This window comes from Pseudomonas sp. AN3A02, assembly GCF_011765255.1.
In the GTDB taxonomy this organism is placed as follows: Bacteria; Pseudomonadota; Gammaproteobacteria; order Pseudomonadales; family Pseudomonadaceae; genus Aquipseudomonas.
Genome location: NZ_JAARNI010000003.1, coordinates 428,095 through 453,506 on the forward strand (window position 1 = coordinate 428,095; position 25,412 = coordinate 453,506).

The 25,412-nt window shown below is 60.6% G+C and carries 22 protein-coding genes and 1 pseudogene; 11 read left to right on the plus strand and 12 right to left on the minus strand.

Annotated elements, in window-relative coordinates; genetic code table 11:
* Window positions 1-53: 53 nt before the first annotated feature.
* Entirely contained in the window at window positions 54-1,001 is a 948-nt protein-coding gene (locus HBJ59_RS16505) for a choline ABC transporter substrate-binding protein (protein WP_017476446.1), read from the minus strand.
* Between the two features lie 437 nt (window positions 1,002-1,438).
* Between HBJ59_RS16505 and HBJ59_RS16510 the strand changes: the two genes are divergently transcribed.
* The 3 genes and pseudogenes from HBJ59_RS16510 to HBJ59_RS16515 all read left to right on the plus strand — a co-directional run bounded on the left by HBJ59_RS16510 (window position 1,439) and on the right by HBJ59_RS16515 (window position 4,436).
* The gene (locus HBJ59_RS16510; RefSeq protein WP_076017810.1) at window positions 1,439-2,815 is read left to right on the plus strand and encodes an L-serine ammonia-lyase; all 1,377 of its coding nucleotides are present in this window, start codon (window positions 1,439-1,441) and stop codon (window positions 2,813-2,815) included.
* 26 nt (window positions 2,816-2,841) lie between these two features.
* Window positions 2,842-2,931 (plus strand): annotated as a pseudogene (locus HBJ59_RS31550) (outer membrane lipoprotein carrier protein LolA); the annotation flags it as partial.
* Window positions 2,932-3,332: 401 nt separating this feature from the next.
* Window positions 3,333-4,436, plus strand: a complete 1,104-nt coding sequence (locus HBJ59_RS16515; protein ID WP_003216915.1) for a GlxA family transcriptional regulator — start codon at window positions 3,333-3,335, stop codon at window positions 4,434-4,436.
* Between the two features lie 107 nt (window positions 4,437-4,543).
* Here the strand turns inward: HBJ59_RS16515 and HBJ59_RS16520 are convergent, their stop codons facing one another.
* From HBJ59_RS16520 to HBJ59_RS16545, 6 genes are all read right to left on the minus strand, one after another.
* Complete coding sequence (locus HBJ59_RS16520; RefSeq protein WP_017476443.1) at window positions 4,544-4,807, minus strand: hypothetical protein; 264 nt, start codon at window positions 4,805-4,807, stop codon at window positions 4,544-4,546.
* Between the two features lie 378 nt (window positions 4,808-5,185).
* Window positions 5,186-6,346 (minus strand): gamma-butyrobetaine dioxygenase, encoded by a 1,161-nt coding sequence (locus HBJ59_RS16525; protein WP_167664132.1) that lies wholly within the window; start codon window positions 6,344-6,346, stop codon window positions 5,186-5,188.
* Window positions 6,347-6,355: 9 nt separating this feature from the next.
* Window positions 6,356-6,832: a thioesterase family protein gene (locus HBJ59_RS16530; RefSeq protein WP_167664133.1), complete on the minus strand. Its 477-nt coding sequence runs from the start codon at window positions 6,830-6,832 to the stop codon at window positions 6,356-6,358.
* Window positions 6,833-6,998: 166 nt separating this feature from the next.
* Window positions 6,999-7,964 (minus strand): L-carnitine dehydrogenase, encoded by a 966-nt coding sequence (locus tag HBJ59_RS16535; RefSeq protein ID WP_017476440.1) that lies wholly within the window; start codon window positions 7,962-7,964, stop codon window positions 6,999-7,001.
* A 177-nt stretch (window positions 7,965-8,141) separates the two neighbouring features.
* Window positions 8,142-9,029: a 3-keto-5-aminohexanoate cleavage protein gene (locus HBJ59_RS16540; protein ID WP_003216924.1), complete on the minus strand. Its 888-nt coding sequence runs from the start codon at window positions 9,027-9,029 to the stop codon at window positions 8,142-8,144.
* A gap of 87 nt (window positions 9,030-9,116) precedes the next feature.
* Window positions 9,117-10,061, minus strand: a complete 945-nt coding sequence (locus HBJ59_RS16545) for a choline ABC transporter substrate-binding protein (RefSeq protein WP_076017815.1) — start codon at window positions 10,059-10,061, stop codon at window positions 9,117-9,119.
* A 193-nt stretch (window positions 10,062-10,254) separates the two neighbouring features.
* Here HBJ59_RS16545 and HBJ59_RS16550 point away from each other — a divergent pair, with 193 nt between their 5' ends.
* A complete protein-coding gene (locus HBJ59_RS16550) occupies window positions 10,255-11,199 on the plus strand; it encodes a GlxA family transcriptional regulator (protein ID WP_076017923.1) in 945 nt (314 codons plus the stop codon).
* Window positions 11,200-11,337: 138 nt separating this feature from the next.
* Here the strand turns inward: HBJ59_RS16550 and HBJ59_RS16555 are convergent, their stop codons facing one another.
* From HBJ59_RS16555 to HBJ59_RS16565, 3 genes are all read right to left on the minus strand, one after another.
* Window positions 11,338-11,754, minus strand: a complete 417-nt coding sequence (locus HBJ59_RS16555; protein ID WP_076017816.1) for a DUF3010 family protein — start codon at window positions 11,752-11,754, stop codon at window positions 11,338-11,340.
* Between the two features lie 38 nt (window positions 11,755-11,792).
* Window positions 11,793-12,950, minus strand: a complete 1,158-nt coding sequence (locus tag HBJ59_RS16560; RefSeq protein WP_167664134.1) for an MFS transporter — start codon at window positions 12,948-12,950, stop codon at window positions 11,793-11,795.
* A gap of 95 nt (window positions 12,951-13,045) precedes the next feature.
* Window positions 13,046-13,447, minus strand: coding sequence for a lysozyme inhibitor LprI family protein (locus HBJ59_RS16565; RefSeq protein WP_076017818.1), 402 nt, complete (start codon window positions 13,445-13,447; stop codon window positions 13,046-13,048).
* Between the two features lie 219 nt (window positions 13,448-13,666).
* On the opposite strand from HBJ59_RS16565, the gene HBJ59_RS16570 reads away from it, so the two are divergent.
* From HBJ59_RS16570 to HBJ59_RS16595, 6 genes are all read left to right on the plus strand, one after another.
* Complete coding sequence (locus HBJ59_RS16570) at window positions 13,667-14,644, plus strand: dipeptidase (protein ID WP_005792153.1); 978 nt, start codon at window positions 13,667-13,669, stop codon at window positions 14,642-14,644.
* 76 nt (window positions 14,645-14,720) lie between these two features.
* Window positions 14,721-15,251 carry a DUF5943 domain-containing protein gene (locus tag HBJ59_RS16575; protein WP_017476435.1) on the plus strand — a complete coding sequence of 177 codons (531 nt, stop codon included), beginning with the start codon at window positions 14,721-14,723 and terminating at the stop codon, window positions 15,249-15,251.
* A gap of 15 nt (window positions 15,252-15,266) precedes the next feature.
* Window positions 15,267-17,327 (plus strand): dimethylglycine demethylation protein DgcA, encoded by a 2,061-nt coding sequence (dgcA, locus tag HBJ59_RS16580; protein WP_076017819.1) that lies wholly within the window; start codon window positions 15,267-15,269, stop codon window positions 17,325-17,327.
* 155 nt (window positions 17,328-17,482) lie between these two features.
* Window positions 17,483-19,423: a dimethylglycine demethylation protein DgcB gene (gene dgcB / locus HBJ59_RS16585; RefSeq protein ID WP_076017820.1), complete on the plus strand. Its 1,941-nt coding sequence runs from the start codon at window positions 17,483-17,485 to the stop codon at window positions 19,421-19,423.
* Entirely contained in the window at window positions 19,423-20,643 is a 1,221-nt protein-coding gene (locus HBJ59_RS16590; RefSeq protein WP_167664135.1) for an electron transfer flavoprotein subunit alpha/FixB family protein, read from the plus strand. The genes dgcB and HBJ59_RS16590 overlap by 1 nt, the downstream gene beginning before the upstream one ends.
* 10 nt (window positions 20,644-20,653) lie before the next feature.
* Entirely contained in the window at window positions 20,654-21,424 is a 771-nt protein-coding gene (locus HBJ59_RS16595) for an electron transfer flavoprotein subunit beta (RefSeq protein WP_167664136.1), read from the plus strand.
* Between the two features lie 872 nt (window positions 21,425-22,296).
* On the opposite strand, the gene gbcA is transcribed toward HBJ59_RS16595, so the two are convergent.
* Window positions 22,297-23,592 (minus strand): glycine-betaine demethylase subunit GbcA, encoded by a 1,296-nt coding sequence (gene gbcA, locus HBJ59_RS16600; RefSeq protein WP_076017823.1) that lies wholly within the window; start codon window positions 23,590-23,592, stop codon window positions 22,297-22,299.
* Between the two features lie 284 nt (window positions 23,593-23,876).
* Here gbcA and gbcB point away from each other — a divergent pair, with 284 nt between their 5' ends.
* Window positions 23,877-24,977, plus strand: a complete 1,101-nt coding sequence (gbcB, locus tag HBJ59_RS16605; protein ID WP_167664137.1) for a glycine-betaine demethylase subunit GbcB — start codon at window positions 23,877-23,879, stop codon at window positions 24,975-24,977.
* Between the two features lie 127 nt (window positions 24,978-25,104).
* On the opposite strand, the gene HBJ59_RS16615 is transcribed toward gbcB, so the two are convergent.
* On the minus strand, window positions 25,105-25,305 hold the full coding sequence (locus HBJ59_RS16615; RefSeq protein WP_076017825.1) for a hypothetical protein: 201 nt from the start codon (window positions 25,303-25,305) through the stop codon (window positions 25,105-25,107).
* Window positions 25,306-25,412 lie beyond the last annotated feature (107 nt).

The following is a 25,412-nucleotide window of genomic DNA, read 5'->3' on the forward strand; positions in this document are numbered from 1 at the left end:
ACATGCGAAGAGGAAAAACATCCCGGGCCAGCGTACCGGCCCGGGGTCAGCGGTTACTTGGCGAGGTAAGCTTTGACGGCCTCCAATCCTGGTTTGCCATCGACAGTGGTGACACCAGCCAGCCAGGTGTCGAGCACTTGCGGGTTCTTCTTCAGCCACGCCTTGGCGGCGGCGTCAGGCTTCATTTTGTCGTCCAGGACGTTACCCATCAGGGTGCTTTCCATGTTCAGGGTGAACGACAGGTTTTTCAGCAACTGGCCCACGTTGCTGCATTCCTGGGTGTAGCCCTTGCGGACGTTGGTGTAGATGGTGGCCTGGCCGTAGTTGGGGCCGAATGAATCATCACCCCCGGTCAGGTACTTCATCTTGAAGCGGGTGTTCATCGGGTGCGGTTCCCAGCCGAGGAACACGATGGCCTGGTCGCGCTTGGTGGCGCGTTCCACCTGCGAGAGCATTCCGGCTTCGCTGGATTCAACCACTTTGAAACCTGCGGTTTTCAGGCCGAAAGCGTCTTTGTCGATAAGGGTCTGAATGGTGCGGTTGCCGTCGTTGCCCGGCTCGATGCCGTAGATCTTGCCGCCCAGCTCATCCTTGAATTTGACGATGTCGGCGAAGTCTTTCAGGCCCTTGTTGTACAGCGCTTCCGGTACGGCCAGGGTGTACTTGGCGTTTTCCAGGTTGGCGCGCACGGTTTCCACGGTGCCGGCATCACGGTACTGCTTGATGTCGTTTTCCATGGTCGGCATCCAGTTGCCGAGGAAGATATCCATGTTCTTGCCATCGGCCAGGGACTTGTAGGTCACCGGTACGGAAATCATCGTGGTGCGGGGTTTGTAGCCGAGGCCCTTGAGAACTTCGCTGGTGGTGGCGGTAGTGACGGTGATGTCGGTCCAGCCGACATCGGAGAAGTTGACGGTCTGGCATTGCGCCGGTTCTGCAGCGTGAGCCAGGACTGGCAGACTCAGCATGGCGGCCAACAACAACGACGGTGAACCTTTCATGGGGGTGGACTCCTGGTGTTTTTCTGGCGGCAATAACACCGCGCTTATAGGTGTTGCGGTTGGGCGTGCGGCACAGCTCTGCCACGCAACTGTGCAAACGAGTCGAGACTGATCATGTACCAGTGAAAATCTGACGCCTACAGGGGGCGTCGTATCCAGTACAGGGATGGTCGTATCCAGTGTCGGTGACGTCGCTTACAGATTTTTTCAACGGCAAAACTGCACTTTTTACCGATCTGAACCGCAAAAAACGGCCAAAACGTCGCCTTCCACAACAGCGGCGCTGATGAGCATGGGTACGTCGGTGTGAGACGCCGTGAGCGCCAACAAAAGCTTGATGATGGCCGCATCTCGGCGGATTGCGACATGAGCGTAGCAGCTCCGTCACCAGGTGCTTTTCTACGCCTGGCCTGTGCTCATCGAGGAGTTTCACGTCAATGGCTATCAGCGTTTTCGACCTGTTCAAGATCGGCATTGGGCCTTCGAGTTCTCACACCGTCGGCCCCATGCGCGCCGCGGCGTTGTTCGTTCAAGGATTGCGTGAACGTGATGTGTTGGAACAAGTAACGCGCGTCGAAGTTCAGCTGTTTGGCTCCTTATCGGCCACCGGCATCGGCCACGGCAGCGATAACGCCGTGATCATGGGCCTGATGGGCGAGTGGCCCGACGCGATCGATCCGTCGCAGATTGGCATCCGCATCGAAACCCTGCGCGAGACCAACACACTGCTGCTGGACGGACATTTGTCGGTGCCTTTCTTATGGGCGCGGGACATGCGCCTGATCGACGAAAACCTGCCGTTCCATCCCAATGCCATGACCCTGGTGGTGTTCGGTGATAACGGTGAGTTGCACCGCGACACCTACTACTCCGTAGGCGGCGGGTTTGTGGTGGATGAAGCCCAGGCCAACAGCGGCGTGGCGGACATGGACCGCACCGAATTGCCCTATGATTTTTCCAGTGCAGTGGAGCTGCTGCAGTTGTGCAAGACCCACAACCTGCGGGTCGCTGAACTGATGCTGGCGAATGAAAAAACCTGGCGCTCGGAAGACGAGATCCGCAGCGGCCTGATGAAACTTTGGCGCGCCATGCAGGATTGCGTGGAGCAAGGCCTCAAGCACGAAGGCATTCTTCCCGGCGGCCTCAATGTACGGCGCCGCGCGGCCAAGTTGCACCGCAGCTTGCAGGAGCTGGGCAAGCCGAATGTGATCGGCTCGACCCTGAGCGCGATGGAATGGGTCAACCTGTTCGCCCTGGCGGTGAATGAAGAAAACGCCGCCGGCGGGCGCATGGTCACGGCACCGACCAACGGCGCGGCGGGGATCATCCCGGCGGTGTTGCATTACTTTATGAAGTTCAGCGAAGAAGTGACCGAGGCCAACGTCGTCGACTATTTCCTCGCGGCGGCGGCGGTGGGCATCCTGTGTAAAAAGAACGCGTCGATTTCGGGTGCCGAAGTCGGTTGCCAGGGTGAGGTCGGTTCGGCGTGCGCCATGGCGGCGGCGGGGTTGGCGGAGATCCTCGGTGCTACGCCGGAGCAGTTGTGCAACGCGGCGGAAATCGGCCTGGAACACAACCTCGGCCTGACCTGCGACCCGGTAGGCGGCCTGGTGCAGGTGCCGTGTATCGAGCGTAATGCGATTGCTGCGGTGAAGGCGATCAACGCCGCGCAGATGGCGCTGCGGGGGGATGGCCAGCACTTTATCTCGCTGGATCGGGTGATCCGCACCATGCGGGATACCGGGGCGGATATGCATGACAAGTACAAGGAAACATCGCGGGGCGGGTTGGCGGTGAGTGCGGTGGAGTGTTGAAGTAAGCCCCCCCTGTAGGAGCGAGCTTGCTCGCGAAGGTCGTGAACGATAACGCGCTCATCCTGAGTCAGCGCGGCGCTCTCAGGTTTTTCGCGAGCAAGCTCGCTCCTACATTGAGCATCACCAACTCGTCACGCCACCTTTTAGCGCGTCGCAATTAGATAAGTAGCTCCCGAACGATTTCCTACCACGACCCTCTGTCACCCGTGCTTGTGGTGACAGACTTTTCCCACGTCGTTTCTCTCCCTTCCCACAAGTGCTACCGATCTGCTCACACACCTTGAGCCTGCGTCCTCTCAGGTCGTTTTCGGGTCATATCCCCCACTCCATGCGCGGGCTTATATAGACACGTCATGAGGTCGTTTTCAGGAGTTATTGAATGCGCATTCAACTTTAGGCATGGCATTTGCTCTATCAATACAAAGCCTCTCGCCACAGGAGTTTCCTTAAGGTGATGAGCGCAATAACAAGAGCCTCGCCTGAGGCCATCACCCGCTTTGTGTGAGGAGATACCGCGATGACGTCGTTCAACTCAGGGGCTCAACCCCAGAACCGTGCGCCTCAATCCATCGGCTTTTTGCTGCTGGACAATTTCACGCTGATTTCCCTGGCCTCCGCAGTCGAACCCCTGCGCATGGCCAACCAACTCTCCGGCCGCGAGCTGTATCGCTGGACGACGTTGAGTGTGGACGGAAACCAGGTGTGGGCCAGCGACGGTCTGCAAATCACTCCCGATGCCTCCATGCACAAAGCCCCGGCCCTGGACACCGTGATCGTCTGCGGCGGCGTGGGAATCCAGCGCACCGTGACCCGTGAGCACGTGTCGTGGCTGCAAAGCCAGGCGCGCCAGTCCCGTCGCCTTGGCGCCGTGTGCACTGGCAGCTGGGCCCTGGCCTGCGCCGGCCTGCTGGACGGTTTTGATTGCAGCGTGCACTGGGAATGCCTGGCGTCGATGCAGGAAGCTTTCCCTCGCGTGGCCATGAGCACACGCTTGTTCACCCTCGACCGCAACCGCTTCACCAGCTCCGGCGGCACTGCGCCGCTGGACATGATGCTGCACCTGATCAGCCGCGACCACGGCCGTGAATTGTCGGCGGCGATCTCCGAGATGTTTGTGTACGAGCGCATCCGCAACGAACAGGATCACCAGCGTGTGCCACTCAAGCACATGCTGGGCACCAACCAGCCGAAACTGCAGGAAATCGTCGCGCTGATGGAAGCCAACCTGGAAGAGCCGATCGACCTCGACGAACTGGCGGTGTACGTCGCGGTTTCCCGGCGTCAGCTGGAGCGGCTGTTCCAGAAATACCTGCACTGTTCGCCATCGCGCTATTACCTCAAGTTGCGCTTGATCCGTGCGCGGCAATTGCTCAAGCAAACGCCGATGTCGATCATCGAAGTGGCGTCGGTGTGCGGTTTTGTCTCCACGCCGCACTTCTCCAAGTGCTACCGCGAATACTTCGGCATTCCGCCGCGGGATGAGCGCGTGGGGTCCAATACCACGCAGCAAGTGGCGATGATGCCGATTCCGCAGGCGCTGGTGTTGTCACCGTTGTCCGGGCCGTTGTCGGCGTTGAGCCAGGCCAGGAATGAGTCGACTTTCGCCAGTGTAAGGCTTTAGACCGAGTCGCCTGCATTCGCGAGCAAGCCCGCTCCCACACTTGACCGCGTTTTTTCAGTAGGAACGCGGTCGAATGTGGGAGCGGGCTTGCTCGCGAATGCGGTATATCAGGCGCCAGAGTTCTGCCGAAATTGCACCAAAGCCGGCAACAACTGCTTATCGATCGCCTGCCTCACCGCCGGTAAGATCGTCGCGCTGCCGGTGTACATCTGCTCAACCATGTTCTTCAGCGCCTTGGCCCGCGCTTCACTCAAACCGCGCACCGCACACTCACAAGCCTGCTCGGCGGTAGCGCCGCTGGACACTTCGAAACCCAACGACCGCAGCTGGCCCAGCAGGTCATCCTGGTCAATCAAATCCGCGTGCATCATGACGTTTATCCTTGTTAGGGGAGCGGGGGACTGAGGTCGATTCTGGTAGGCCATCACCGAGTCGGCAAGGCCTGAATGTACGAATGTCCGGCACACCTATGAACAGGTCGTTTTCGGCTAACTTGGCAAGAAGGGGAGTGTGCACACTGGAACCCAGCAAGCAGCTTGAAGGTTTGGTCACCCTCGGGATGCGCAGCTCACACAAAGCACTCTGCCCCGATCCTGTCACGGCTTGATCGGGGCTTTTTTTTGGCTGAATTTGTAGTGGTTGTGCGGGCCCCTTCGCGAGCAAGCCCGCTCCCACATTTGACCGCGTTTTTTCAGGAGGAACTCGGTCAAATGTGGGAGCGGGCTTGCTCGCGAAGGGCGCGCCTCGGTCTACCTCTGCAACACCAATATCCTGGACAGCAGCTCATCTCGATCGATATAGCAGCCCTGAAAATGCCGCGCGCCGGACGCCGGGTCAAAGGCATTGCGCGCATGCAGGGTGCGGCGGTTATCGAAGCACCACAGCTCGCCCGGATTCAGCCGTTTGACCAGCCGAAAACGCTCCTCCCGGGTCATTGCAATAAACCGGCGATAGGCGCGATACAGCAAGGGCATCTGCTCTGCCGGCGCCTCAAACGGCCCGCGCAGAAAGTTGGCCATGCGAATCTCGGCGACTTCACCCAGGGCATCCAGCGCAATGATCGGTGCCAGCCGGCGATAGTCGCTGTGACGGTCCTTGTTGCGAAACTCCACAGGGATTTCGCACAGCGCGCGAAAGGCTTCGGAGTCTTCATCGCGCAACGCCCGGGCTATGGCGAAACCATCAACGAAAATACTCTCGCCACCGTCGGCGTCGTTCACCAGGCAATGCAAAAATTGCAGTCCCGGTTGCAGCTCCCGGGTGGGCAAATCGCTGTGCAGCGGCAGGTTGAATGCGGTGTAGGCGTTGCTGTCGGCATCGGCCTTGGATTGCACGTTGAACAACACGCCAAAATTACTCTCGCGAATGAACGAAATGCGCTTGGCGATCAGTGTCAGGGAGCCGGGTTCGGTGGGCACGCCGCGCACTTGCGTGAGGCCGCTGTCACGCACGGCCAGCAACCATTGCAGCAGGGATTTCGGGTCTTCCATCAGTGCTGCGTAGTCAAACACGGGCAGCTCGAAAGTACGGTCCCACAGTTTGGATTTCGGTTTGGCCGCCCGACGTTCAGCGCGGGACTCATCGTCGTAGGCATGCGCTCGCAGCCAACCGGGATCGTACTGGCTGTGATGCCCGCCACTCCATTCAACCGTCAGCAAACCCTGGTGGATACGCGCGCTGACAGCTGTAAGGTTTTCGTCCACATCGACGATTTCCAGCACCTGTTCACGGGTCACGCTGTAGACGCAGGTCGGGCACGGGCAGTTGTCTCGCAGCCACTGGTGATGGAACGGGCTAACCCGTCCATCGGCCCATTGCACGCGCAAGTGATCACTGCGCACCTGCACCTCGGCCAGGTCGCTGATCAGCGGGTAAGTACGGAAGTCGGCAACAGCGGCGGCGGTTTGCATGGCGATTCCTTATTTTTGGGGTGGCAGTCCAATCACGCGGCCGAGCAGGGCGGGCTTCGGCAGGTCGGTTTGTTCGGCACTGATGCTTGCAAGCTTGCCCAGCACCGCCTCGCTGAACGGCGCCGAATGCGGGCCGGCGAGGTCGACGTGGAGCAACATTTGCTCGTTGCCGGCCAGCTCCTTTTCGTCGCCCACCAGATGCAGGCTGTGATAGAGATGCAGGCGCTTGCGGTCGTGGGCGATGAGTTGGGTGTGCACTTCGACGGCGGCGCCCAGCTTCACTTCGTGCAGGTAGTTGAGGTGCAACTCCAGGGTGAACAGCGAGTTGCCGCTGGCTTCGCGGTTTTCGCTGTCCAGGCCCAGGGTGTCCATCAGCGCATCGGTGGCGTAGCTGAAGATCAGCAGGTAGAACGCATCGCGCAGGTGGCCGTTGTAGTCGACCCAGTCGGGGAGAATTTTGGTGGTGTAGGTGGTCAATGCGGGCATGACTTAAATTCCAAGATGTACGCAGTCAAAATGTGGGAGCGGCGGTGCGACGATTCGACTTGCTCGCGAAGGCGGTGTGCCAGGCGGTGATTGCATCGACTGATACACCGCTTTCGCGAGCAAGTCGAATCGTCGCACCGCCGCTCCCACATTGGATGTTCATCGTCTATTCGGCGAAGGTCATACCGTGTTTTTCCTTGGTCGTCTTCACCGCTTCCAGCACCGCCAGCAGGCAATCATCACGATAGCGCTCCAGCGCCGAGATACTGTGTTTGCCCAGTTGGTCGCTGGTGCCATCCACCACATCGTCAATCAACTTGTCGGTCAGTTCCGGGGCCGGCAAGTAGGTCCACGGCAACTGCAACGCCGGGCCGAACTGCGCCATGAAGTGCCGCATCCCGGCATCACCGCCGGCCAGGGTATAGGTCAGGAACGTGCCCATGAATGACCAGCGCAAACCAGCGCCAAACCGAATCGCGTCGTCAATTTCGCCGGTGGTTGCCACACCATCGTTGACCAGGTGCAACGCCTCACGCCACAAGGCTTCCAGCAGTCGGTCAGCGATAAACCCGGGCACTTCCTTACGCACATGCAATGGGCGCATGCCGAGGGATTCATACACCTTGATCGCTGCCTGAATGGCTTCTGGCGCAGTGTTTTTGCCGCCCACCACTTCCACCAGCGGCAACAGGTAAACCGGGTTGAACGGATGGCCTACCACGCAACGTTCCGGGTGCGTGGAGCCTTCGTAAAATTCACTCGGCAACAGGCCCGAAGTACTCGAACCAATCAATGCGTTTGGCTTGGCCGCGGCGCTGATCTTGCTGTGCAGTTCCAGCTTCAACTCAAGGCGTTCCGGGGCGCTTTCCTGGATGAAGTCGGCGTCTTTCACGCACTCTTCAATCGTGGCGACAAAGCGCAGGCGGTCTTGCGAGGCACCCGGGGCAAGGCCTTGTTTCTCCAGTGCGCCCCAAGCATTCGCGACACGTTTGCGCAGGGCCGCTTCGGCACCAGGCGCCGGGTCCCAGGCCACCACGTCCAGGCCATGGGCCAGGGCCCGGGATACCCAGCCGCTGCCGATAACACCGCTGCCCAGCGCGGCGAAGGTTTTGATTTCAGTGATAAAGCTCATGGCAAATTCCTAAAGAGTTCGGTGATTCTGTGTGAGAGCCAAGATCAAAATGTGGGAGCGGGCTTGCTCGCGAAAGCGGTGTGTCAGTTGATGCATTCGGTGACTGATTCACCGCATTCGCGAGCAAGCCCGCTCCCACATTTGATTCGGTTCCTGCTGGGAGTCGTGTGGTGCGCCTTAGCCGCGCTTGGTCAGGCCCATCTTCACGCGGCCCTCGGCAGGGGTCATGACCCGCGCACCCAAGCGGCTGAGGATTTCGCTGGCGCGTTCCACCAACTGGCCGTTGGTCGCCAGCACGCCCTTGTCCAGCCACAGGTTGTCTTCCAGGCCGACCCGCACGTTGCCGCCCAGCAGTACCGCTTGTGCCGCCATCGGCATCTGCATGCGACCAATGCCGAAGCCGGCCCACACAGCGTCTGCCGGCAGGTTGTCGACCATGGCTTTCATGGTGGTGGTGTCGGCCGGGGCGCCCCACGGGATGCCCAGGCACAGCTGGAACAGCGGGTTGTCGAGCAAGCCTTCCTTGATCATCTGCTTGGCGAACCACAGGTGACCGGTGTCGAAAATTTCCAGCTCGGCTTTTACGCCCAGCTCTTGAATACGTTTGGCGCCCGCTCGAAGTTGCGCCGGGGTGGAGACGTAAATGGTGTCGCCATCGCCGAAGTTCAGGGTGCCGCAATCGAGGGTGCAGATTTCCGGCAGCAACTCTTCCACGTGGGCCAGGCGGGTCAGCGGGCCCACCAGGTCGGTGTTGGGGCCGAACTCCATGGGGTTCTCGCCGCCACCGATTTCCAGGTCGCCACCCATGCCGGCGGTGAGGTTGACGATGATGTCGACGTCCGCCTCGCGGATGCGCTCCATCACTTCGCGGTACAGCGCGACGTCGCGGCTGAACTTGCCGGTTTCCGGGTCACGTACGTGGCAATGCACCACGGTGGCACCGGCCTTGGCAGCTTCCACCGCCGCGGCGGCGATTTGTTTGGGAGTGACCGGCACGTGAGGGCTTCTGGCGGTCGTGTCGCCAGCACCGGTGAGTGCGCAGGTGATGATGACGTCGTGGTTCATGGGGCAGGTTCCTTACAGGCGTGATTTTCAGGCGTAGTCATACCGTTCGCAGCCAGGAGCGGCTGCGAAGCGGTGATTCAATAGCGGTTATTTGCTGGTCAATTGCAGGTTGGCCGCGGCGGGTTTGCCGTCGAAGGTAGTCACGCCTTCCAGCCAGCGCTGCTGGTCTTGCGGGTGGTCCTTGAGCCATTGCTTGGCCGATTCGAAAGCGTCCTTGTGATCCAGCAGCGGCTGCATCATTCGGCTCTCGTCGGCGGCGGTGAAGGTCAGGTTGCTGAGCAACTTGTGCACGTTGGGGCATTGCTCGGCGTAGGTTGGCGACGTGACGGACCACACGGTGGCCATGCCTTCGTTCGGGCCCAGCGCGTCATCGCTGCCGGTGAGGTACGTCATCGCCACGTTGACGTTCATCGGGTGCGGCGCCCAGCCGAAGAACACCACGGCTTCCTTGCGGCGCACGGCGCGGTCGACGGCGGCGAGCATGCCGGCCTCGCTGGATTCCACCAGTTGGAACTTGCCGAGGCCGAACTGATTCTTGGCAATCATCGCCTTGATCTGGGTGTTGGCGCCCGAGCCCGGTTCAATGCCGTAGATCTTGCCGCCCAGTTCTTTTTCAAACTTGGCGATGTCGGCGAAGGTTTTCAGGCCTTTATCAGCCAGGTAAGTCGGCACTGCCAACGTAGCGCGGGCATCTTCCAGCGACGGCTTGTCGAGCACCTTGACCTGCTTGGCATCGACAAACGGAGTAATGGTCTGGGTCATCAACGGGTTCCAGTAGCCCAGGAACATGTCCAGGCGCTGGTCGCGGATCCCGGCAAAGATGATTTGCTGGGACGCGCTGGTCTGTTTGGTCTTGTAGCCGAGGCCGTCGAGCAACACTTGAGTCATGGCGCTGGTGGCGATTACATCGGTCCAGTTCACCACGCCCATGCGCACGTTCTGGCAAGAAGCCGCATCGGCTGCCATGACGTTGGTGCTCAAAATGGCGCTGGCGCTGAGTGCGAGCACGCAGCGGCTGATCAGTCGGTTCATGGTGGTTCCCTCGGCAGGTTGTTATTGTGGGTTCCGGCGTCTTTGTGCGCCGTGCAGCCAAGTTACGCAGCTTGCAGTGCGACAAAACGCACGGCGGCGACCAGCTCTTGCACTGCAGCGACCTGCCCCCTTGAATGACCGAATGAACTGGCGTATCACAGTGACCACGCTGTCCGTCCTACGAGAGCGCTCCATGTCCCAGGATTTCTACTTTCTGCTGATGCCGGGCTTCTCCGCCATCGGCTTTATCTCCGCGATCGAACCGCTGCGGGTTGCCAACCGATTCCGAGGCGAGCTGTACCGCTGGCACGTATTGAGTGCCGACGGCGGCGCGGTGTTGGCGAGCAATGGCATGTCGGTCAACGCCGACGCCGCACTGGAGCCGCTGAAAAAGGGCGCGACCTTATTGGTGGTGGCCGGCTTTGAACCGCTGAAGTTCGCCACCCCGGCACTTGAGCATTGGCTGCGCCGTCTCGAACACGACGGCGTGACCCTCGGTGCCATCGACACCGGCAGCTTTGTGCTCGCTGAAGCCGGCCTGCTCGACGGCCATCGGCTGACCCTGCACTGGGAAGCCATCGACGCCTTCAAGGAGTCTTATCCACAGCTGACGGTGACCCAGGAGCTGTTCGAGATCGACCGCCGGCGCATCACCTCGGCGGGTGGCACCGCCTCCATCGACCTGATGCTCGACCTGATCAGCCAGGCCCACGGGCCCGAGTTGGCGATTCAGGTGTCCGAGCAGTTCGTGCTCGGCCGCATCCGCCCGCGCAAAGACCACCAACGCATGCAGATCGCCACGCGCTACGGCATCAACAACAAGAAGTTGGTGCAGGTGATTGGTGAGATGGAACAGCACACCGAGCCGCCGCTGAGCACCTTGGCGCTGGCGGAAGCGATCAAAGTGACGCGACGGCAGTTGGAGCGCTTGTTCCGGCTGCACCTGAACGACACGCCGAGCAATTTCTACCTGGGCTTGCGCCTGGAGAAGGCTCGGCAGTTATTGCGCCAGACCGACATGAGCGTGCTGGAAGTGAGCATCGCCTGCGGGTTTGAGTCGCCGTCGTATTTCACCCGCAGTTACCGGGCGAGGTTCGCCAAGTGCCCAAGGGAGGATCGGCGACGGGAGGCGGTGTGATTACCGCTCTCGAAAACGACACAGATCAAATGTGGGAGCGGGCTTGCTCGCGAATGCGGTGGATCAGTCGGTACATGTATTGACTGACACACCGCATTCGCGAGCAAGCCCGCTCCCACAGGGGATGTGCGATGTAGCTTATTTCTTCAGCAGGGCTGAACACGCGGCTTTGAACGCCTCATGCTGATACTTGTTCAGCGTCGCCGGCAGTTCAAAGTCGTGTTTCTTGTTCTGCGCATTGATGGTCTGCGGCGACAGCAGCGTCACCTCAACACCCTCCAGCAGCTGAAACACCCCTTCAATCTTGAACGTGGTCGGGCCACCGGCGAATTCGCCTTTCTTGCTGCGTTTCTTGATCGCGATCCGCGTGATTGCATTTTCCCGGACAAACGCACTCACCTGGGCGGCGAAGGCTTTGACGTTGGCCGCCTCATCATCGTCTTCAAGGGCGATTTTCTTGGTGGCCAGGGCTACATGGCTCAATGCCTGACCGTCCAGCGAGGCGACAGCAATAATGGCTTCACTGCCTTTGATTTCGATGCCGCAGATAGTCATGGGGTCGCCTTGGAAAAGTGGAGAAGGCGCGAATGGTATCAGGCCCGACGCGATTGGCGCGCTCCGGCCATCAGGCTCAAGCACGCTGCTGCCAGGGCCAATGCCGTCACCAATGCGCCCACCAGCGGCGTGATTTCCAGGCTGCCCTTGGCGATTACCACGCCACCCAGTGCGGCGCCCAAAGCCACGCCCAGGTGCATCGCCGAGGTATTGATCCCCACATTGGCTTCACCGGATTCGGGTGCGGTATGCAGCAGGTAGTTCTGCACCACTGGCGAGATGGTCCAGCTCAACGCCATCCACAACGCGTACAGCGCCAGGAAACTCGCCAGCGAACCGGTGGCCCATGGCAGCAACGCCATGACCAGGCTGAACAGCGACGGGATCAGCACCAGCGCGCGTTTGAACCCCAATCGGTCCGACAGCCAGCCGCCGCAATAACCACCGCTGATGGCGGCAATGCCGAAGAAGACATAGAGATAGCTCAAGGACACGCCATGGATGCCCATGGTCTGTTGCACATAAGGCGCGAGGTAAGCGAACAGCACGAAATGCCCGGTCAGCAGCAATACCGACACCAGTTGCGCCAAAAGCAGCTTGGGAATCGCCAGTTGCCGACAGTACTCGCGCATTGAGGTGGGCGGGCGGCTGGCGAACGTCGGCAGGCTCAGGCGCAACAGTGCGGCAATCACCAACGCCAGGAGGGCCAGCAACAGGAACGGCGCACGCCAGCTCAGCGACTCGCTAACGGCGATCCCCAGCGGAATCCCCAGCACCAGCGAACCGCTGATGCCCATGAACACAATGCCGATCGCCCGCCCACGCAAGCGTGTGTCCACCAGCGACGCCGACAGTGTCGATGCCAGCACCACCACCAACGCACAACTGGCCGCGCTGATGATGCGACAGACCAGCAGCATCCAGTAATTCACCGCCAGCCCGGAGCCCAGGTTGCCCACTGCAAAGGTCAGCAAAGCTGCGATCAGGAGGGTGCGTCGCTCCATACGCGAAGTCAGCGACAGCAACGGTGCGGCACACAGCGCAAAAGTCAGGGAAAACACCGCCGTCAGCTGCCCGGCTGCGCTCAGGGTGACGCCCAGTTCGCGGGACAACAGCGGCAGAATCCCGCCTATCAGGTTTTCGTCGATACCGGCGACGAAGGCGGCGAGGGCGAGGAGGTAGATGCGTGGGTTCATGGGGCGCCGCACAAGAGAAATGGACGGCGATCATGGCGAACGATTCGGTTGACTGGCAAGTCAACAATCACGGGTTTCGTGGAATTGCCTACGGATTACTCCTGCCCAATCGACTCCAAAAACTCCGACCGTTCATCACTCATCCGCGCCAAACAATCATTCTGCTGGATCGCATATTCCTTGCTTCCCGCCACTGCCGGGAAGGTATCCACGGCGCAATCCGCATCCCGTAACTTTTCCCACTTCTGCTGGGCATCCTTCAGACGAGCGGTAATGTCTGCCAGCTGCGTCTTGTTGCTGCCATAGGTCGAACCCATGCGTTCCAGCAGCCCTTGGTAGTTATCCTTGAGCAGTTGCTCGGCGGTGGTTTTGTTGTAGGTGGCGCATTCCAGGGTTTGCTTGTCGTTCTCGATGCCATCGCAAGGCGTGCTATCGGTGTCTTCAGCTGCGTGTACGCCGGTTGCGATGAGTGCCAAAGCCAGGAAAATCGATTTCATTGCGCCGTCTCATATCAGTTGATGAGCAAATTCTGGCTCAAGCGTAAGACAAAGAACAGACACCCGTCAGAGATGTCATGTTGGCCTTTGTCGCGGATTGACGCTTTCGGCAATTCCCTTGTCGTTTTTGCACCCGGCTCCTTCTGCCCCGGGGCATATGCTGGCCCCAAAGCGCCGGCAGACGATTCGGCGCATGAATCGCCAATAAGGGGACGCCTGATGAGCCCAGCCGAATTGCACGCCGACAGCATCGTTATCGACGGGCTGATCATTGCCAAGTGGAACCGCGACCTGTTCGAAGACATGCGCAAGGGTGGCCTCACTGCTGCCAACTGCACGGTGTCGGTCTGGGAAGGGTTCCAGGCCACCATTAACAACATCGTGGCCAGCCAGACCCTGATTCGCGAAAACAGCGACCTGGTGATCCCGGTGAAAACCACCGCCGATATCCGTCGTGCCAAGGAGCAGGGCAAGACCGGCATCATCTTCGGCTTCCAGAACGCCCACGCATTTGAAGACCAGCTCGGCTACGTCGAGATCTTCAAGCAGCTCGGCGTTGGCGTGGTGCAGATGTGCTACAACACCCAGAACCTGGTGGGCACCGGCTGCTATGAGCGTGACGGCGGCCTGTCGGGCTTCGGTCGCGAGATCGTCGCCGAGATGAACCGCGTCGGCATCATGTGCGACCTGTCCCACGTCGGCTCCAAAACCTCTGAAGAAGTCATCCTCGAATCGAAAAAGCCGGTGTGCTACTCCCACTGCCTGCCGTCGGGCCTGAAAGAGCACCCGCGCAACAAATCCGATGAAGAGCTGAAGTTCATCGCCGATCACGGCGGCTTTGTCGGCGTGACCATGTTTGCGCCGTTCCTCGCCAAGGGCATCGATTCGACCATCGACGACTACGCCGAAGCCATCGAATACACCATGAACATCGTGGGCGAAGACGCCATCGGCATCGGCACCGACTTCACCCAGGGCCATGGCCAGGATTTCTTCGAAATGCTGACCCACGACAAAGGCTACGCCCGCCGCCTGACCAGCTTCGGCAAGATCATCAACCCGCTGGGCATCCGCACCGTGGGCGAGTTTCCCAACCTCACCGAGACCCTGCTCAAGCGCGGCCATCCCGAGCGTGTGGTGCGCAAGATCATGGGCGAGAACTGGGTCAACGTCTTGAAGGACGTTTGGGGCGAATAAGCCACCTCTCACGCATCTTTTCCCTCGACCTTTCGCGTCGGGGGCTTACCAAAGAATTTTCCGGAGTTAAGTTTCCATGGCCAAGATCGCCCCTCAATTGCCTATCGAAGTCGACAGCGAAACCGGTGTCTGGACCTCCGACGCCCTGCCGATGCTCTACGTGCCACGCCATTTCTTCGTCAATAACCATATGGGTATCGAAGAAGTCCTGGGCGCCGACGCCTACGCCGAGATCCTCTACAAAGCCGGCTACAAATCCGCCTGGCACTGGTGTGAAAAAGAAGCTGAATGCCACGGCCTGGAAGGCGTCGCGGTGTTCGAGCACTACATGAAGCGCCTGTCGCAGCGTGGCTGGGGCCTGTTCAAGATCCAGGACATCGATCTCGACAAAGGCACGGCCAGCGTCAAGCTCGAGCACTCGGCATTCGTCTACGTGTACGGCAAGGTCGGGCGCAAGGTCGACTACATGTTCACCGGCTGGTTTGCTGGTGCGATGGACCAGATCCTCGAAGCCCGCGGTAGCAAGATCCGCACCGTTGCGCAGCAGGTCTACGGTGGCTCCGAAGAGGGCCATGACGACGGCCTGTTCACCGTCAAGCCGTTGTAAGTCGAGGACCCTGCCATGGCTTTCGAAGCAATGTTTGCGCCGATCCAGATCGGCAAACTGACCATCCGCAATCGCGTGCTCAGTACCGCCCACGCCGAGGTGTATGCCACCGACGGCGGCATGACCACCGACCGCTATGTGAAGTATTACGAAGAGAAAGCCAAGGGCGGGATCGGCCTGGCGATCTGCGGCGGTTCTTCCAGTGTGGCCATCGACAGCCCGCAAGGCTGGTGGAAGTCGGTGAACCTGGCGGATGACCGGATCATCCCGCACTTCCAGAACCTGGCCGATGCCATGCACAAGCATGGCGCCAAGATCATGATCCAGATTACCCACATGGGCCGTCGCTCACGCTGGGACGGCGAGCATTGGCCGACCTTGCTGTCGCCGTCGGGCATCCGCGAGCCGGTGCACCGCGCCACCTGCAAAACCATCGAGCCGGAAGAAATCTGGCGGGTGATCGGCAACTACGCCACCGCAGCGGCACGCGCCAAGGCCGGTGGCCTGGATGGCGTGGAACTGTCGGCGGTGCACCAGCACATGATCGACCAGTTCTGGAGCCCGCGGGTCAACAAGCGTACCGACGAATGGGGCGGTAGCTTTGAAAACCGCATGCGTTTTGGCCTTGAGGTATTGAAGGCTGTACGCAAGGAAGTCGGCCCGGATTTCTGCGTCGGCATCCGTTTGTGCGGCGACGAATTCCACCCGGACGGCTTGTCCCACGAGGACATGAAACAGATCGCCAAGTACTACGACGACACCGGCATGCTGGACTTTATCGGTGTGGTCGGCTCGGGTTGCGATACCCACAACACCTTGGCCAACGTTATCCCGAACATGAGTTATCCACCGGAGCCCTTCCTGCACCTGGCGGCCGGCATCAAGGAAGTGGTCAAGGCCCCGGTGCTGCACGCGCAGAACATCAAGGACCCGAACCAGGCCACCCGCATCCTGGAAGGCGGCTACGTGGACATGGTCGGCATGACCCGTGCCCACATCGCCGACCCGCACCTGATCGCCAAGATCAAGATGGGCCAGATCGACCAGATCAAACAGTGCGTGGGCGCCAACTATTGCATCGACCGCCAGTACCAAGGGCTGGACGTGCTGTGCATCCAGAACGCCGCCACTTCCCGTGAATACATGGGCGTGCCGCACATCATCGAGAAATCCACCGGGCCGAAACGCAAAGTCGTGGTGGTGGGGGCCGGCCCTGCCGGGATGGAAGCTGCGCGGGTTGCTGCTGAGCGCGGCCACGACGTGACGCTGTTCGAGAAGAAAGAATTTATCGGCGGGCAAATCACTACCGCCTCCAAAGCGCCGCAGCGCGACCAGATTGCCGGGATCACCCGCTGGTTCCAGCTGGAACTGGCACGCCTGAACGTCGACTTGCGCCTGGGCGTGGCGGCAGACGCGGCAACCATCCTGGACCTGCGCCCAGATGTGGTGGTGCTGGCGGTGGGCGGTCATCCGTTCCTGGAGCAGAACGAACACTGGGGCGCGGCTGAAGGCCTGGTGGTCAGCAGCTGGGACGTGCTCGATGGCAAGGTCGCGCCGGGCAAGAACGTGCTGGTGTACGACACCATCTGCGAGTTCACCGGCATGTCGGTGGCGGACTTCCTCGCAGACAAGGGCAGCCAGGTCGAGATCGTCACCGACGACATCAAGCCGGGCGTGGCCGTCGGCGGTACGTCGTTCCCGACGTACTACCGCAGCATGTACCCGAAGGAAGTGATCATGACCGGCGACATGATGCTGGAAAAGGTCTACCGCGAAGGCGACAAGCTGGTGGCGGTGCTGGAGAACGAATACACCGGGGCCAAAGAGGAGCGGGTGGTCGATCAAGTGGTGGTCGAGAACGGCGTGCGTCCGGATGAAGAGATCTACTACGGGCTCAAGGCAGGTTCGCGCAACAAGGGCCAGATGGACATCGAAGCCTTGTTCGCGATCAAGCCGCAGCCGTGCCTGAGCGAGCCGGGTGAGGGGTACTTGCTGTTCCGCATCGGTGACTGCGTGGCCCAGCGTAATACCCACGCTGCCATCTACGACGCCCTGCGCTTGTGCAAGGATTTCTGACCCAACACCGAACCAATGTGGACTCGGTCAAAAATGTGGGAGCGGGCTTGCTCGCGAAAGCGATGTGTCAGTCGATGCATCCGGTGGCTGATTCACCGCCTTCGCGAGCAAGCCCGCTCCCACATTAGACCTGTGTGGTCTGTGGGAGCTTCACCATGTTGAACACCTTGCTTCCTGTTCTTTTGTTCGCCGCCCTGGGCCTTGCCGTCCTCGGCGCCCTGCGCCGGGTGAACATGTGGCGCCGCGGCCGCTCCTCCAAAGTCGACCTGATCGGCGGCCTGCTGGCCATGCCCAAGCGCTACATGGTCGACCTGCACCACGTAGTCGCCCGCGACAAATACATCGCCAACACCCACGTCGCCACCGCCCTGGGTTTTGTGCTCTCGGCGTTGCTGGCGATCCTGGTACACGGTTTCGGGCTGCATAACCGCGTCCTCGGTTACGCCTTGCTGCTGGCTTCGGTGCTGATGTTTGTCGGCGCCACCTTTGTCTACCTGCGCCGACGCAACCCGCCTGCGCGCCTGTCAAAAGGCCCGTGGATGCGCCTGCCGAAAAGCCTGATGGCGTTCTCGGTGAGCTTCTTCCTGGTGACCCTGCCGGTGGCCGGGATTCTGCCGGCGGACTTCGGCGGCTGGCTGCTCGCCGCCTTGTTGAGCCTGGGTGTGTTGTGGGGCGTGTCCGAAATGTTCTTCGGGATGACCTGGGGCGGCCCGATGAAACATGCCTTCGCCGGTGCCTTGCACCTGGCCTGGCACCGCCGCGCCGAGCGTTTCGGCGGCGGCCGTTCCACCGGCTTGAAGCCCCTGGATCTCACCGATAAAACCGCGCCCCTGGGTGTGGAAAAACCGGTGGATTTCACCTGGAACCAGTTGCTCGGTTTCGACGCCTGCGTGCAGTGCGGCAAGTGCGAAGCCGCGTGCCCGGCGTTCGCCGCCGGCCAGCCGTTGAACCCGAAAAAACTGATTCAAGACATGGTGGTCGGCCTGGCCGGTGGCACCGACGCCAAGTTCGCCGGCAGCCCTTACCCTGGTAAAACCATCGGCGAACACGGTGGCAATCCGCACCAGCCGATCGTCAACGGCCTGGTGGATGCGGAAACCCTGTGGTCGTGCACCACTTGCCGCGCTTGCGTGGAAGAGTGCCCGATGATGATCGAACACGTGGACGCCATCGTCGACATGCGCCGCCACCTCACCCTGGAAAAAGGCGCGACCCCGAACAAAGGCGCCGAAGTCCTGGAAAACCTGATCGCCACCGACAACCCGGGCGGCTTTGCACCGGGCGGGAGGATGAACTGGGCGGCGGATTTGAACCTGCCCTTGCTCAGCGACAAGAAAACCGTCGACGTGCTCTTTTGGGTTGGCGACGGCGCGTTCGACATGCGCAACCAGCGCACCCTGCGCTCGTTCGTCAAAGTCCTGAAAGCCGCCAAGGTCGACTTCGCGGTACTGGGCCTTGAAGAGCGCGACAGCGGTGACGTGGCCCGGCGCCTGGGCGATGAAGCCACCTTCCAATTGCTGGCCGCGCGCAATATCCAGACCCTGGCCAAGTACAGCTTCAAGCGCATCGTCACCTGCGATCCCCACAGTTTCCACGTGCTGAAAAACGAATACGGCGCCTTCGACGGCAACTACCTGGTGCAGCACCACAGCACCTACATGGCCGAGCTGATCGACGCTGGCGCCCTGAACCTGGGCCAGCACAAAGGCAGCAGCGTGACTTATCACGACCCGTGCTACCTGGGCCGCTATAACGGCGAATACGAAGCTCCGCGCCAAGTACTGCGGGCGCTGGGGATTGAGGTCAAGGAAATGCAACGTTCCGGTTTCCGTTCCCGCTGCTGCGGCGGCGGTGGCGGGGCGCCGATCACCGACATTCCCGGCAAGCAGCGGATTCCCGACATGCGCATGGAAGACATCCGCGAAACCGGCGCCGAGCTGGTGGCCGTGGGGTGTCCACAGTGCACGGCGATGCTGGAAGGCGTGGTTGAGCCGCGTCCGTTGATAAAAGACATCGCCGAGTTGGTGGCTGATGCTTTGCTCGAAGACGCCGCACCGGTCAAGACTCCTAAACGCGAACCTGCGGAGGTGCATTGATGAGCGACATTATCCGCCGCGACCCGCGGGCCGAATGGATCGCCCGTAACCGCCTGCACCCGCTGCACGCGGCGATGCAGCCGGTGCAACACAGCTGGATGGGGCCGAACGGCGTTATCCGCAAGAACGTGCATGGCGTCGGCTTTATCGGCCCCAACGGCATCAAGCGTATTGACCGTAGCGGTGCCCAGCAGGGCGGCGCGGCAAAGCGCTCGGCAGCGGTGGAAGTGCAATTGCCGCTGCATCAGGTGGCAGCCCCCGCGTTCTATATCAACGTGGTGCCGGACATGGTCGGCGGTCGCCTGAGCAGCCACGACCGCGACTTGCTGGGCCTGGCCCGGCAGTTGGCCGGCGCCGACGGTGCGGTACTGGCCGTGGTGTTCGGCGAACACAAGGAAAGCACCTTCGCCACCGCCGGTGTGGATCGGTTGCTGGTGCTGGATGGGCATGAGTTCGACGGTTATTCACCGGAGCAACGGGTCCAAGGCCTGCGGGCTGTGGATAACCAATTCAACCCGCGCCATTGGTTACTGCCGGACAGTCGCAGCGGTGGCGGGGAATTGGGCCGGCGCTTTGCCGCAAGCCTCAAGGAACGCCCGGCCACGCGGGTCTGGCAGATCAAGGGCGAGGAATGTATTGGACGCGCTGGCGCCGGTCAGCAAGATATCGCCCGGCCATTGCCGCGCATGATCCTGGCAGCGGTGGAATGCGCCGAGCCCGTCAGCGAAACCCGTCACGAAGCGCTGCCGGTGGAGTTATCCACAAGCCTGGCGCGCAGCTTGCCGCGCATTGAGGATTTGGGCGCGGTGGCGGTCGATCCGGGAGCGATTCCCATGGCCGAAGCCGAATTCATCTTCTCGGGCGGCAACGGGGTCAAGGACTGGGCACTGTTCCACCAGGCTGCTGCCGCGTTGGGCGCCACCGAAGGCGCCTCGCGGGTGGCGGTGGACGACGGCTTCATGGCCCGTGATCGTCAGGTCGGCGCCAGCGGTACCTGGGTCACCGCGCGGGTTTATGTGGCGGTGGGGATTTCCGGGGCGATCCAGCACCTGCAAGGCATTGGTGCCTGCGACAAGGTGGTGGCGATCAACCTCGACCCGGGTTGCGACATGATCAAGCGTGCCGACTTGTCGGTGATCGGCGAAAGCGCCGCGATTCTGCAAGCCTTGATCACTGCGGTCGAGGCCTACCGTAACGGCGCCAAGCGCGATGCGGCTTAAGGAAATGGCCATGACGACGAATGTAATCAGCCTAGTGTCCATCGGCGCCCACCCGACTTCCGGCCGTCCGCGCCGCGCCGAGCAAGATGCGCGCGCTGTGGAACTGGGCCTGCAACTGGCTGGGGATAACCTGCAAGTGCTGCACGCGGGTGACATCGCCGAACCGACCCTGCGCGCTTACCTGGGCATGGGCTTGCCGCAGTTGCATGTGCTGGAGCAACCAGCGGGGGCGGATGCCTTGCCGGTGCTCAGTGACTATCTGCGGGACGCGGGCGCCCAAGTGGTGCTGACCGGCAGCCAGGCGGAAACCGGTGAGGGTTCGGGGATGTTGCCGTTCCTGCTGGCCGAGCAACTGGGTTGGCCGCTGATTGTCGGCCTGGCCCAGGTGGAATCCATCGACAGTGGCGTGGCCCATGTGCTGCAAGCGCTGCCACGTGGCCAGCGGCGGCGCCTGAAGGTGCGCCTGCCGTTCCTGGCCACGGTGGATAACGCCGCACCCAAGCCCCGGCAAAGCGCCTACGGGCCGGCTCAGCGCGGGGTGCTGGAAGCCCACGACGTTGAAGTGCTGGAGGATGAGTTATTCACAGGTGCTGTGTTGCAGCCGGCCAAGCCACGGCCCAAGCGTCTCAAGGTGATCAAGGCCAAGAGCGGGGCGGACCGGATGAAGGCCGCCACGGCCAAGGTCAGCGGTGGTGGCGGGCAGGTGCTCAAGGGTGTTAGCCCGGAAGACGGCGCGGAAGCCATTCTCAAGCTGCTCATAGAAGAAGGCGTAGTGCGCTAAACCCTTGTAGGAGCGAGCTTGCTCGCGAAGAGCCCGAGGGCGACGCGTTCATCCAGAAAGCGCACGTCATCGTTAACGACCTTCGCGAGCAAGCCCGCTCCCACATTGTTTGCGGCGCTTGTTAGGTTACCCACAATCCCTGTTCACCCACCTGTGGATAACCTGTTCGCGGCTGTCCACACCCCACGCAAATCAAGCCCTCCAGCGCTCTGTATGAAAAACAACCAACCTAACTGACGGTTTTTCCTTGGGTTTTTCTGTGGATAAGGAAAATGCCCCGCGCAGACTTGCCCCCAAAGTCTGTTGGTGCTTCTGTGGATAAGATGTTCGCTATCCGCTGTAGACCACATAAAGCGTGGCTTTCAGGTTGTTGGTTAAAATATGATCAATATCGCCATTTCAGCTTAATTTCGCGCTAAAAGCCGCGACTTTCCTCGGTTTCAGCCGGTTTTCCACAGATGGTCCAAAGTTGCCCCCAAAGTCTGTTGGCGTTTCTGTGGATAAGGTGTTTGCGTTCCTCTGTAGCCCATACCCGCCGTGGCTTTCAGGCTTTAGATCAAAAAACGATCAATGTGGGATAAAACCGGTACCTTTGAATAAGTCACGGATTTTCTTGGTTTTATTTCGACGGGAAAGCGCAGTTGCCCACAATTGCTGTGGGTGGCTTTGTGGATAAGTTGTTGGGCAATGGCTGGAAGTAAGGCGGGCAGCGGTCTGTCAGAGTGTTGGATGAATTTTGTACAGTCACAAACCAGTGTGGGAGCCGGGCTTGCCCGCGATGACGGAGTAACAGCCAACAGAGGGGTTGAATGTTAAATCGCTATCGCGGGCAAGCCCGGCTCCCACATGTTGATCGGCGGCGTGTCAGCCGGTTACTCGTGTACGGCCACGCCTTTCAGATACGGCGCTGGCGCCGCCCCCAGGTTGCTCAGCATCCGCTCGCTGTACCAGTCCACAAAGTTCACCACACCAAACTCATAGGTCTTGGAGTACGGCCCTGGCTGGTACGCGGTGGAGTTGATCCCGCGCTGGTTCTCTTCGGCCAGGCGACGGTCCTGGTCGTTGGTGGCGTCCCACACTTTGCGCATGCGCTCGACGTCGTAATCCACACCTTCCACGGCGTCCTTGTGCACGATCCACTTGGTGGTGACCATGGTTTCCTGGGCGCTGATCGGCCACACGGTGAACACGATGATGTGATCGCCCATGCAGTGGTTCCACGAGTGAGGCAGGTGCAGGATGCGCATCGAGCCCAGGTCCGGGTTCTTGATGCGGCCCATCAGCTTGTTGCAGCCTTGCTTGCCGTCGAGGGTCATCGACACGGTGCCCTTGAGCAGCGGCATGCGCACGATACGGTTACGCAGGCCAAAGCTGGCGTGGGCGTAAGGGATCTTTTCGGCATCCCAGGCGGCAGCGGAAGCGGCTACGTGGTCCTTGAAGGCCTGGTCGGCCCGCGGGTCGGTGACGTCGTCCCATTCCAGCAGGGTTTTCAACAGTTCCGGGTGCGACGCGTTGCAGTGGTAGCACTCGCGGTTGTTTTCCAGCACCAGCTTCCAGTTGGCTTTTTCGAACAAGGTGGTCTGGATCGCCACCTTGGTGTTCTCCATGTCGTAGGGTTCCATGTAATGGCTCAGGGTCGACAGGAAGTCGTCGATGGCCGGCGGGTTCTCCGACAGGCTGATAAAGATGTAGCCACCTGCGGTTTTCACATTCACCGGTTTGAGGCCGTACTGCTTCATGTCGAAGTCGGCGCCCATTTCGGTGCCGGCGAACAGCAGGCGGCCGTCCAGTTCATACGTCCACTGGTGGTAATGGCACACCAGCTTGGCGACCTTGCCCTTGTCGCTGGTGCACAAGCGCGAACCGCGGTGGCGGCACACGTTATGGAACGCATGCACCACGCCGTCGGCGCCACGGATCACGATGATCGGGTTCTTGCCCACTTGCAGGGTGATGTAGTTGCCTTTGGCGGGAATTTCGCAGGTCATGCCGGCGATCAACCACTCTTTCTGGAAAATTTCCTGCATGTCGATATCGAACAGCCGCTCATCAGAGTAAAACGGCTGCGGCAGCGAATAGGTGCGCTCGCGCTCTTGCAGCATTTGCGCGGTGGCCTTGCGTGCGGGTTCCAGCGGATCGCCCAAGCTTAAGGTTGCGGTGACGTCCATCGTGTGTGTCCTCATGGCCATTCTGTGTGGCCGGCGAATAGTGGCTACGGTTGGTGCTATGCAAGGCGTAAAGAAAGTGTCTTTGTTGGGAGCGAGTGTGGGCCCCACAAAGGCCAGAACCTTATCCATGAGCGACATGGCCCACTCTGTTCCCGACGCGTAACCCCCGTGGTATGGGGGCTGGTCGCGATAAGTATGTGAATGTCGCAGATAGGTAAATGGGTGGTTCGCGCGTTACGCAGAATCGCCACCATAAGGCCGATCACACGGCTATGGAGAACAGCATGTCCAACAGCTTCCTGAACCCGGTAACAACCCAGACCTGGGCCAATGGTCGGCACATCGTCCGTTGCGTCAAAGTCATCCAGGAAACCTGGGACGTGCGCACCTTCTGCTTTATGGCCGACCAGCCGATCCTGTTCTTTTTCAAGCCCGGGCAGTTCGTCACCCTGGAGCTGGAAATCGACGGCCAGCCGATCATGCGCTCGTACACCATCTCCAGTTCGCCCTCGGTGCCTTACAGCTTTTCGGTGACGATCAAGCGTGTGCCGGGCGGCAAGGTATCCAACTGGCTGCACGACACGCTGCACGAAGGACAGGAGCTGGCGGTGCACGGGCCGGTAGGGCTGTTCAACGCCATCGACTTCAGCAACCCGAAAGTTTTGTACTTGAGCGGTGGTGTGGGTATCACACCGGTCATGTCCATGGCGCGCTGGTATTACGACACTAACGCCAACGTCGACATGACATTTATCCACAGCGCCCGCTCGCCGAAAGACATCATCTATCACCGCGAACTGGAGCACATGGCGTCGCGGATCGATAACTTCAGCCTGCACCTGATCTGCGAGAAACACGGCTTGGGTGAACCCTGGGCTGGCTATCGCGGCTACCTGAACCACAAGATGCTCGAGCTGATGGTGCCGGACTTCCTGGAGCGGGAAGTCTTCTGCTGCGGCCCGACGCCTTACATGAATGCGGTAAAGCGCCTGCTGGAAGCCGCCGGCTTCGACATGACCCGCTACCACGAGGAATCCTTCGGCGCGACGCCACCGGAAGCCCGGGCCGACGCGGTGGAGCAAGCCGAACAAGCGGCGGATGCACCGGAAATCGACCTCGCGGACCTGCACCAGGTGGAATTCATTGCTTCGGGCAAAAGCATCCGCGTGGCACCGGGCGAGACCGTACACGCGGCGGCGGCCAAGCTTGGCCTGCTGATTCCGAAGGCCTGCGGCATGGGGATTTGCGGGACGTGCAAGGTGATGAAACTGGGCGGGGAGGTCGAGATGGAGCACAACGGCGGCATCACCGAAGAAGACGAGGCCGAGGGTTACATCCTGTCGTGCTGCAGCGTGCCGAAGGGTGATGTGCGCATCGAGTTCTAACCCCCCCACTCGATCGTTCCCACGCTCCGCGTGGGAACGCCTCCCTGGACGCTCCGCGTCCTGCTGTGTGACGCGGAGCGTCACGGGCTGCATTCCCACGCAGAGCGTGGGAACGATCAGTTAGAGGTTATTGGGCATAAATATGCACGACGAAGTGCTGGCCGGATGCTGTCAATTCATAGACTTTGTCAGTGATCCGCAATGTCCTCGTCGGTTCGCTGATGGTGTCACCGATTTTCGCGGATTTTCTGAATTCGTCCCAGTCGATGACGGTGGTGCTGATAGTGCCTTCGCCTTGCAGGTTGTTGCCGTAGCGTTGTGCTTCCATGGTATTGCCCTCTGCTGGATTTCCGTTTCCTGCCGATTATTCGGCTGGCGGTTAGTGCCGAAAGGCGGCCTTTTCCTTTCGGGTTCCAAGAGGCTAGTCAAAGAAAT

What these genes read in the sequence shown, in the direction of transcription:
- HBJ59_RS16525 (WP_167664132.1), bottom strand. Translation starts at nt 6,346, where the DNA reads ATGCAAACCGCCGCCGCTGTTGCCGACTTCCGTACTTACCCGCTGATC.
- HBJ59_RS16520 (WP_017476443.1), bottom strand. Translation starts at nt 4,807, where the DNA reads ATGATGCACGCGGATTTGATTGACCAGGATGACCTGCTGGGCCAGCTG.
- HBJ59_RS16505 (WP_017476446.1), bottom strand. Translation starts at nt 1,001, where the DNA reads ATGAAAGGTTCACCGTCGTTGTTGTTGGCCGCCATGCTGAGTCTGCCA.
- HBJ59_RS16575 (WP_017476435.1), top strand. Translation starts at nt 14,721, where the DNA reads ATGGCCAAGATCGCCCCTCAATTGCCTATCGAAGTCGACAGCGAAACC.
- gbcA (WP_076017823.1), bottom strand. Translation starts at nt 23,592, where the DNA reads ATGGACGTCACCGCAACCTTAAGCTTGGGCGATCCGCTGGAACCCGCA.
- HBJ59_RS16530 (WP_167664133.1), bottom strand. Translation starts at nt 6,832, where the DNA reads ATGCCCGCATTGACCACCTACACCACCAAAATTCTCCCCGACTGGGTC.
- HBJ59_RS16515 (WP_003216915.1), top strand. Translation starts at nt 3,333, where the DNA reads ATGACGTCGTTCAACTCAGGGGCTCAACCCCAGAACCGTGCGCCTCAA.
- HBJ59_RS16565 (WP_076017818.1), bottom strand. Translation starts at nt 13,447, where the DNA reads ATGAAATCGATTTTCCTGGCTTTGGCACTCATCGCAACCGGCGTACAC.
- HBJ59_RS16510 (WP_076017810.1), top strand. Translation starts at nt 1,439, where the DNA reads ATGGCTATCAGCGTTTTCGACCTGTTCAAGATCGGCATTGGGCCTTCG.
- dgcA (WP_076017819.1), top strand. Translation starts at nt 15,267, where the DNA reads ATGGCTTTCGAAGCAATGTTTGCGCCGATCCAGATCGGCAAACTGACC.
- HBJ59_RS16545 (WP_076017815.1), bottom strand. Translation starts at nt 10,061, where the DNA reads ATGAACCGACTGATCAGCCGCTGCGTGCTCGCACTCAGCGCCAGCGCC.
- HBJ59_RS16590 (WP_167664135.1), top strand. Translation starts at nt 19,423, where the DNA reads ATGAGCGACATTATCCGCCGCGACCCGCGGGCCGAATGGATCGCCCGT.
- HBJ59_RS16550 (WP_076017923.1), top strand. Translation starts at nt 10,255, where the DNA reads ATGTCCCAGGATTTCTACTTTCTGCTGATGCCGGGCTTCTCCGCCATC.
- HBJ59_RS16555 (WP_076017816.1), bottom strand. Translation starts at nt 11,754, where the DNA reads ATGACTATCTGCGGCATCGAAATCAAAGGCAGTGAAGCCATTATTGCT.
- HBJ59_RS16535 (WP_017476440.1), bottom strand. Translation starts at nt 7,964, where the DNA reads ATGAGCTTTATCACTGAAATCAAAACCTTCGCCGCGCTGGGCAGCGGT.
- HBJ59_RS16540 (WP_003216924.1), bottom strand. Translation starts at nt 9,029, where the DNA reads ATGAACCACGACGTCATCATCACCTGCGCACTCACCGGTGCTGGCGAC.
- HBJ59_RS16570 (WP_005792153.1), top strand. Translation starts at nt 13,667, where the DNA reads ATGAGCCCAGCCGAATTGCACGCCGACAGCATCGTTATCGACGGGCTG.
- gbcB (WP_167664137.1), top strand. Translation starts at nt 23,877, where the DNA reads ATGTCCAACAGCTTCCTGAACCCGGTAACAACCCAGACCTGGGCCAAT.
- HBJ59_RS16615 (WP_076017825.1), bottom strand. Translation starts at nt 25,305, where the DNA reads ATGGAAGCACAACGCTACGGCAACAACCTGCAAGGCGAAGGCACTATC.
- HBJ59_RS16595 (WP_167664136.1), top strand. Translation starts at nt 20,654, where the DNA reads ATGACGACGAATGTAATCAGCCTAGTGTCCATCGGCGCCCACCCGACT.
- dgcB (WP_076017820.1), top strand. Translation starts at nt 17,483, where the DNA reads ATGTTGAACACCTTGCTTCCTGTTCTTTTGTTCGCCGCCCTGGGCCTT.
- HBJ59_RS16560 (WP_167664134.1), bottom strand. Translation starts at nt 12,950, where the DNA reads ATGAACCCACGCATCTACCTCCTCGCCCTCGCCGCCTTCGTCGCCGGT.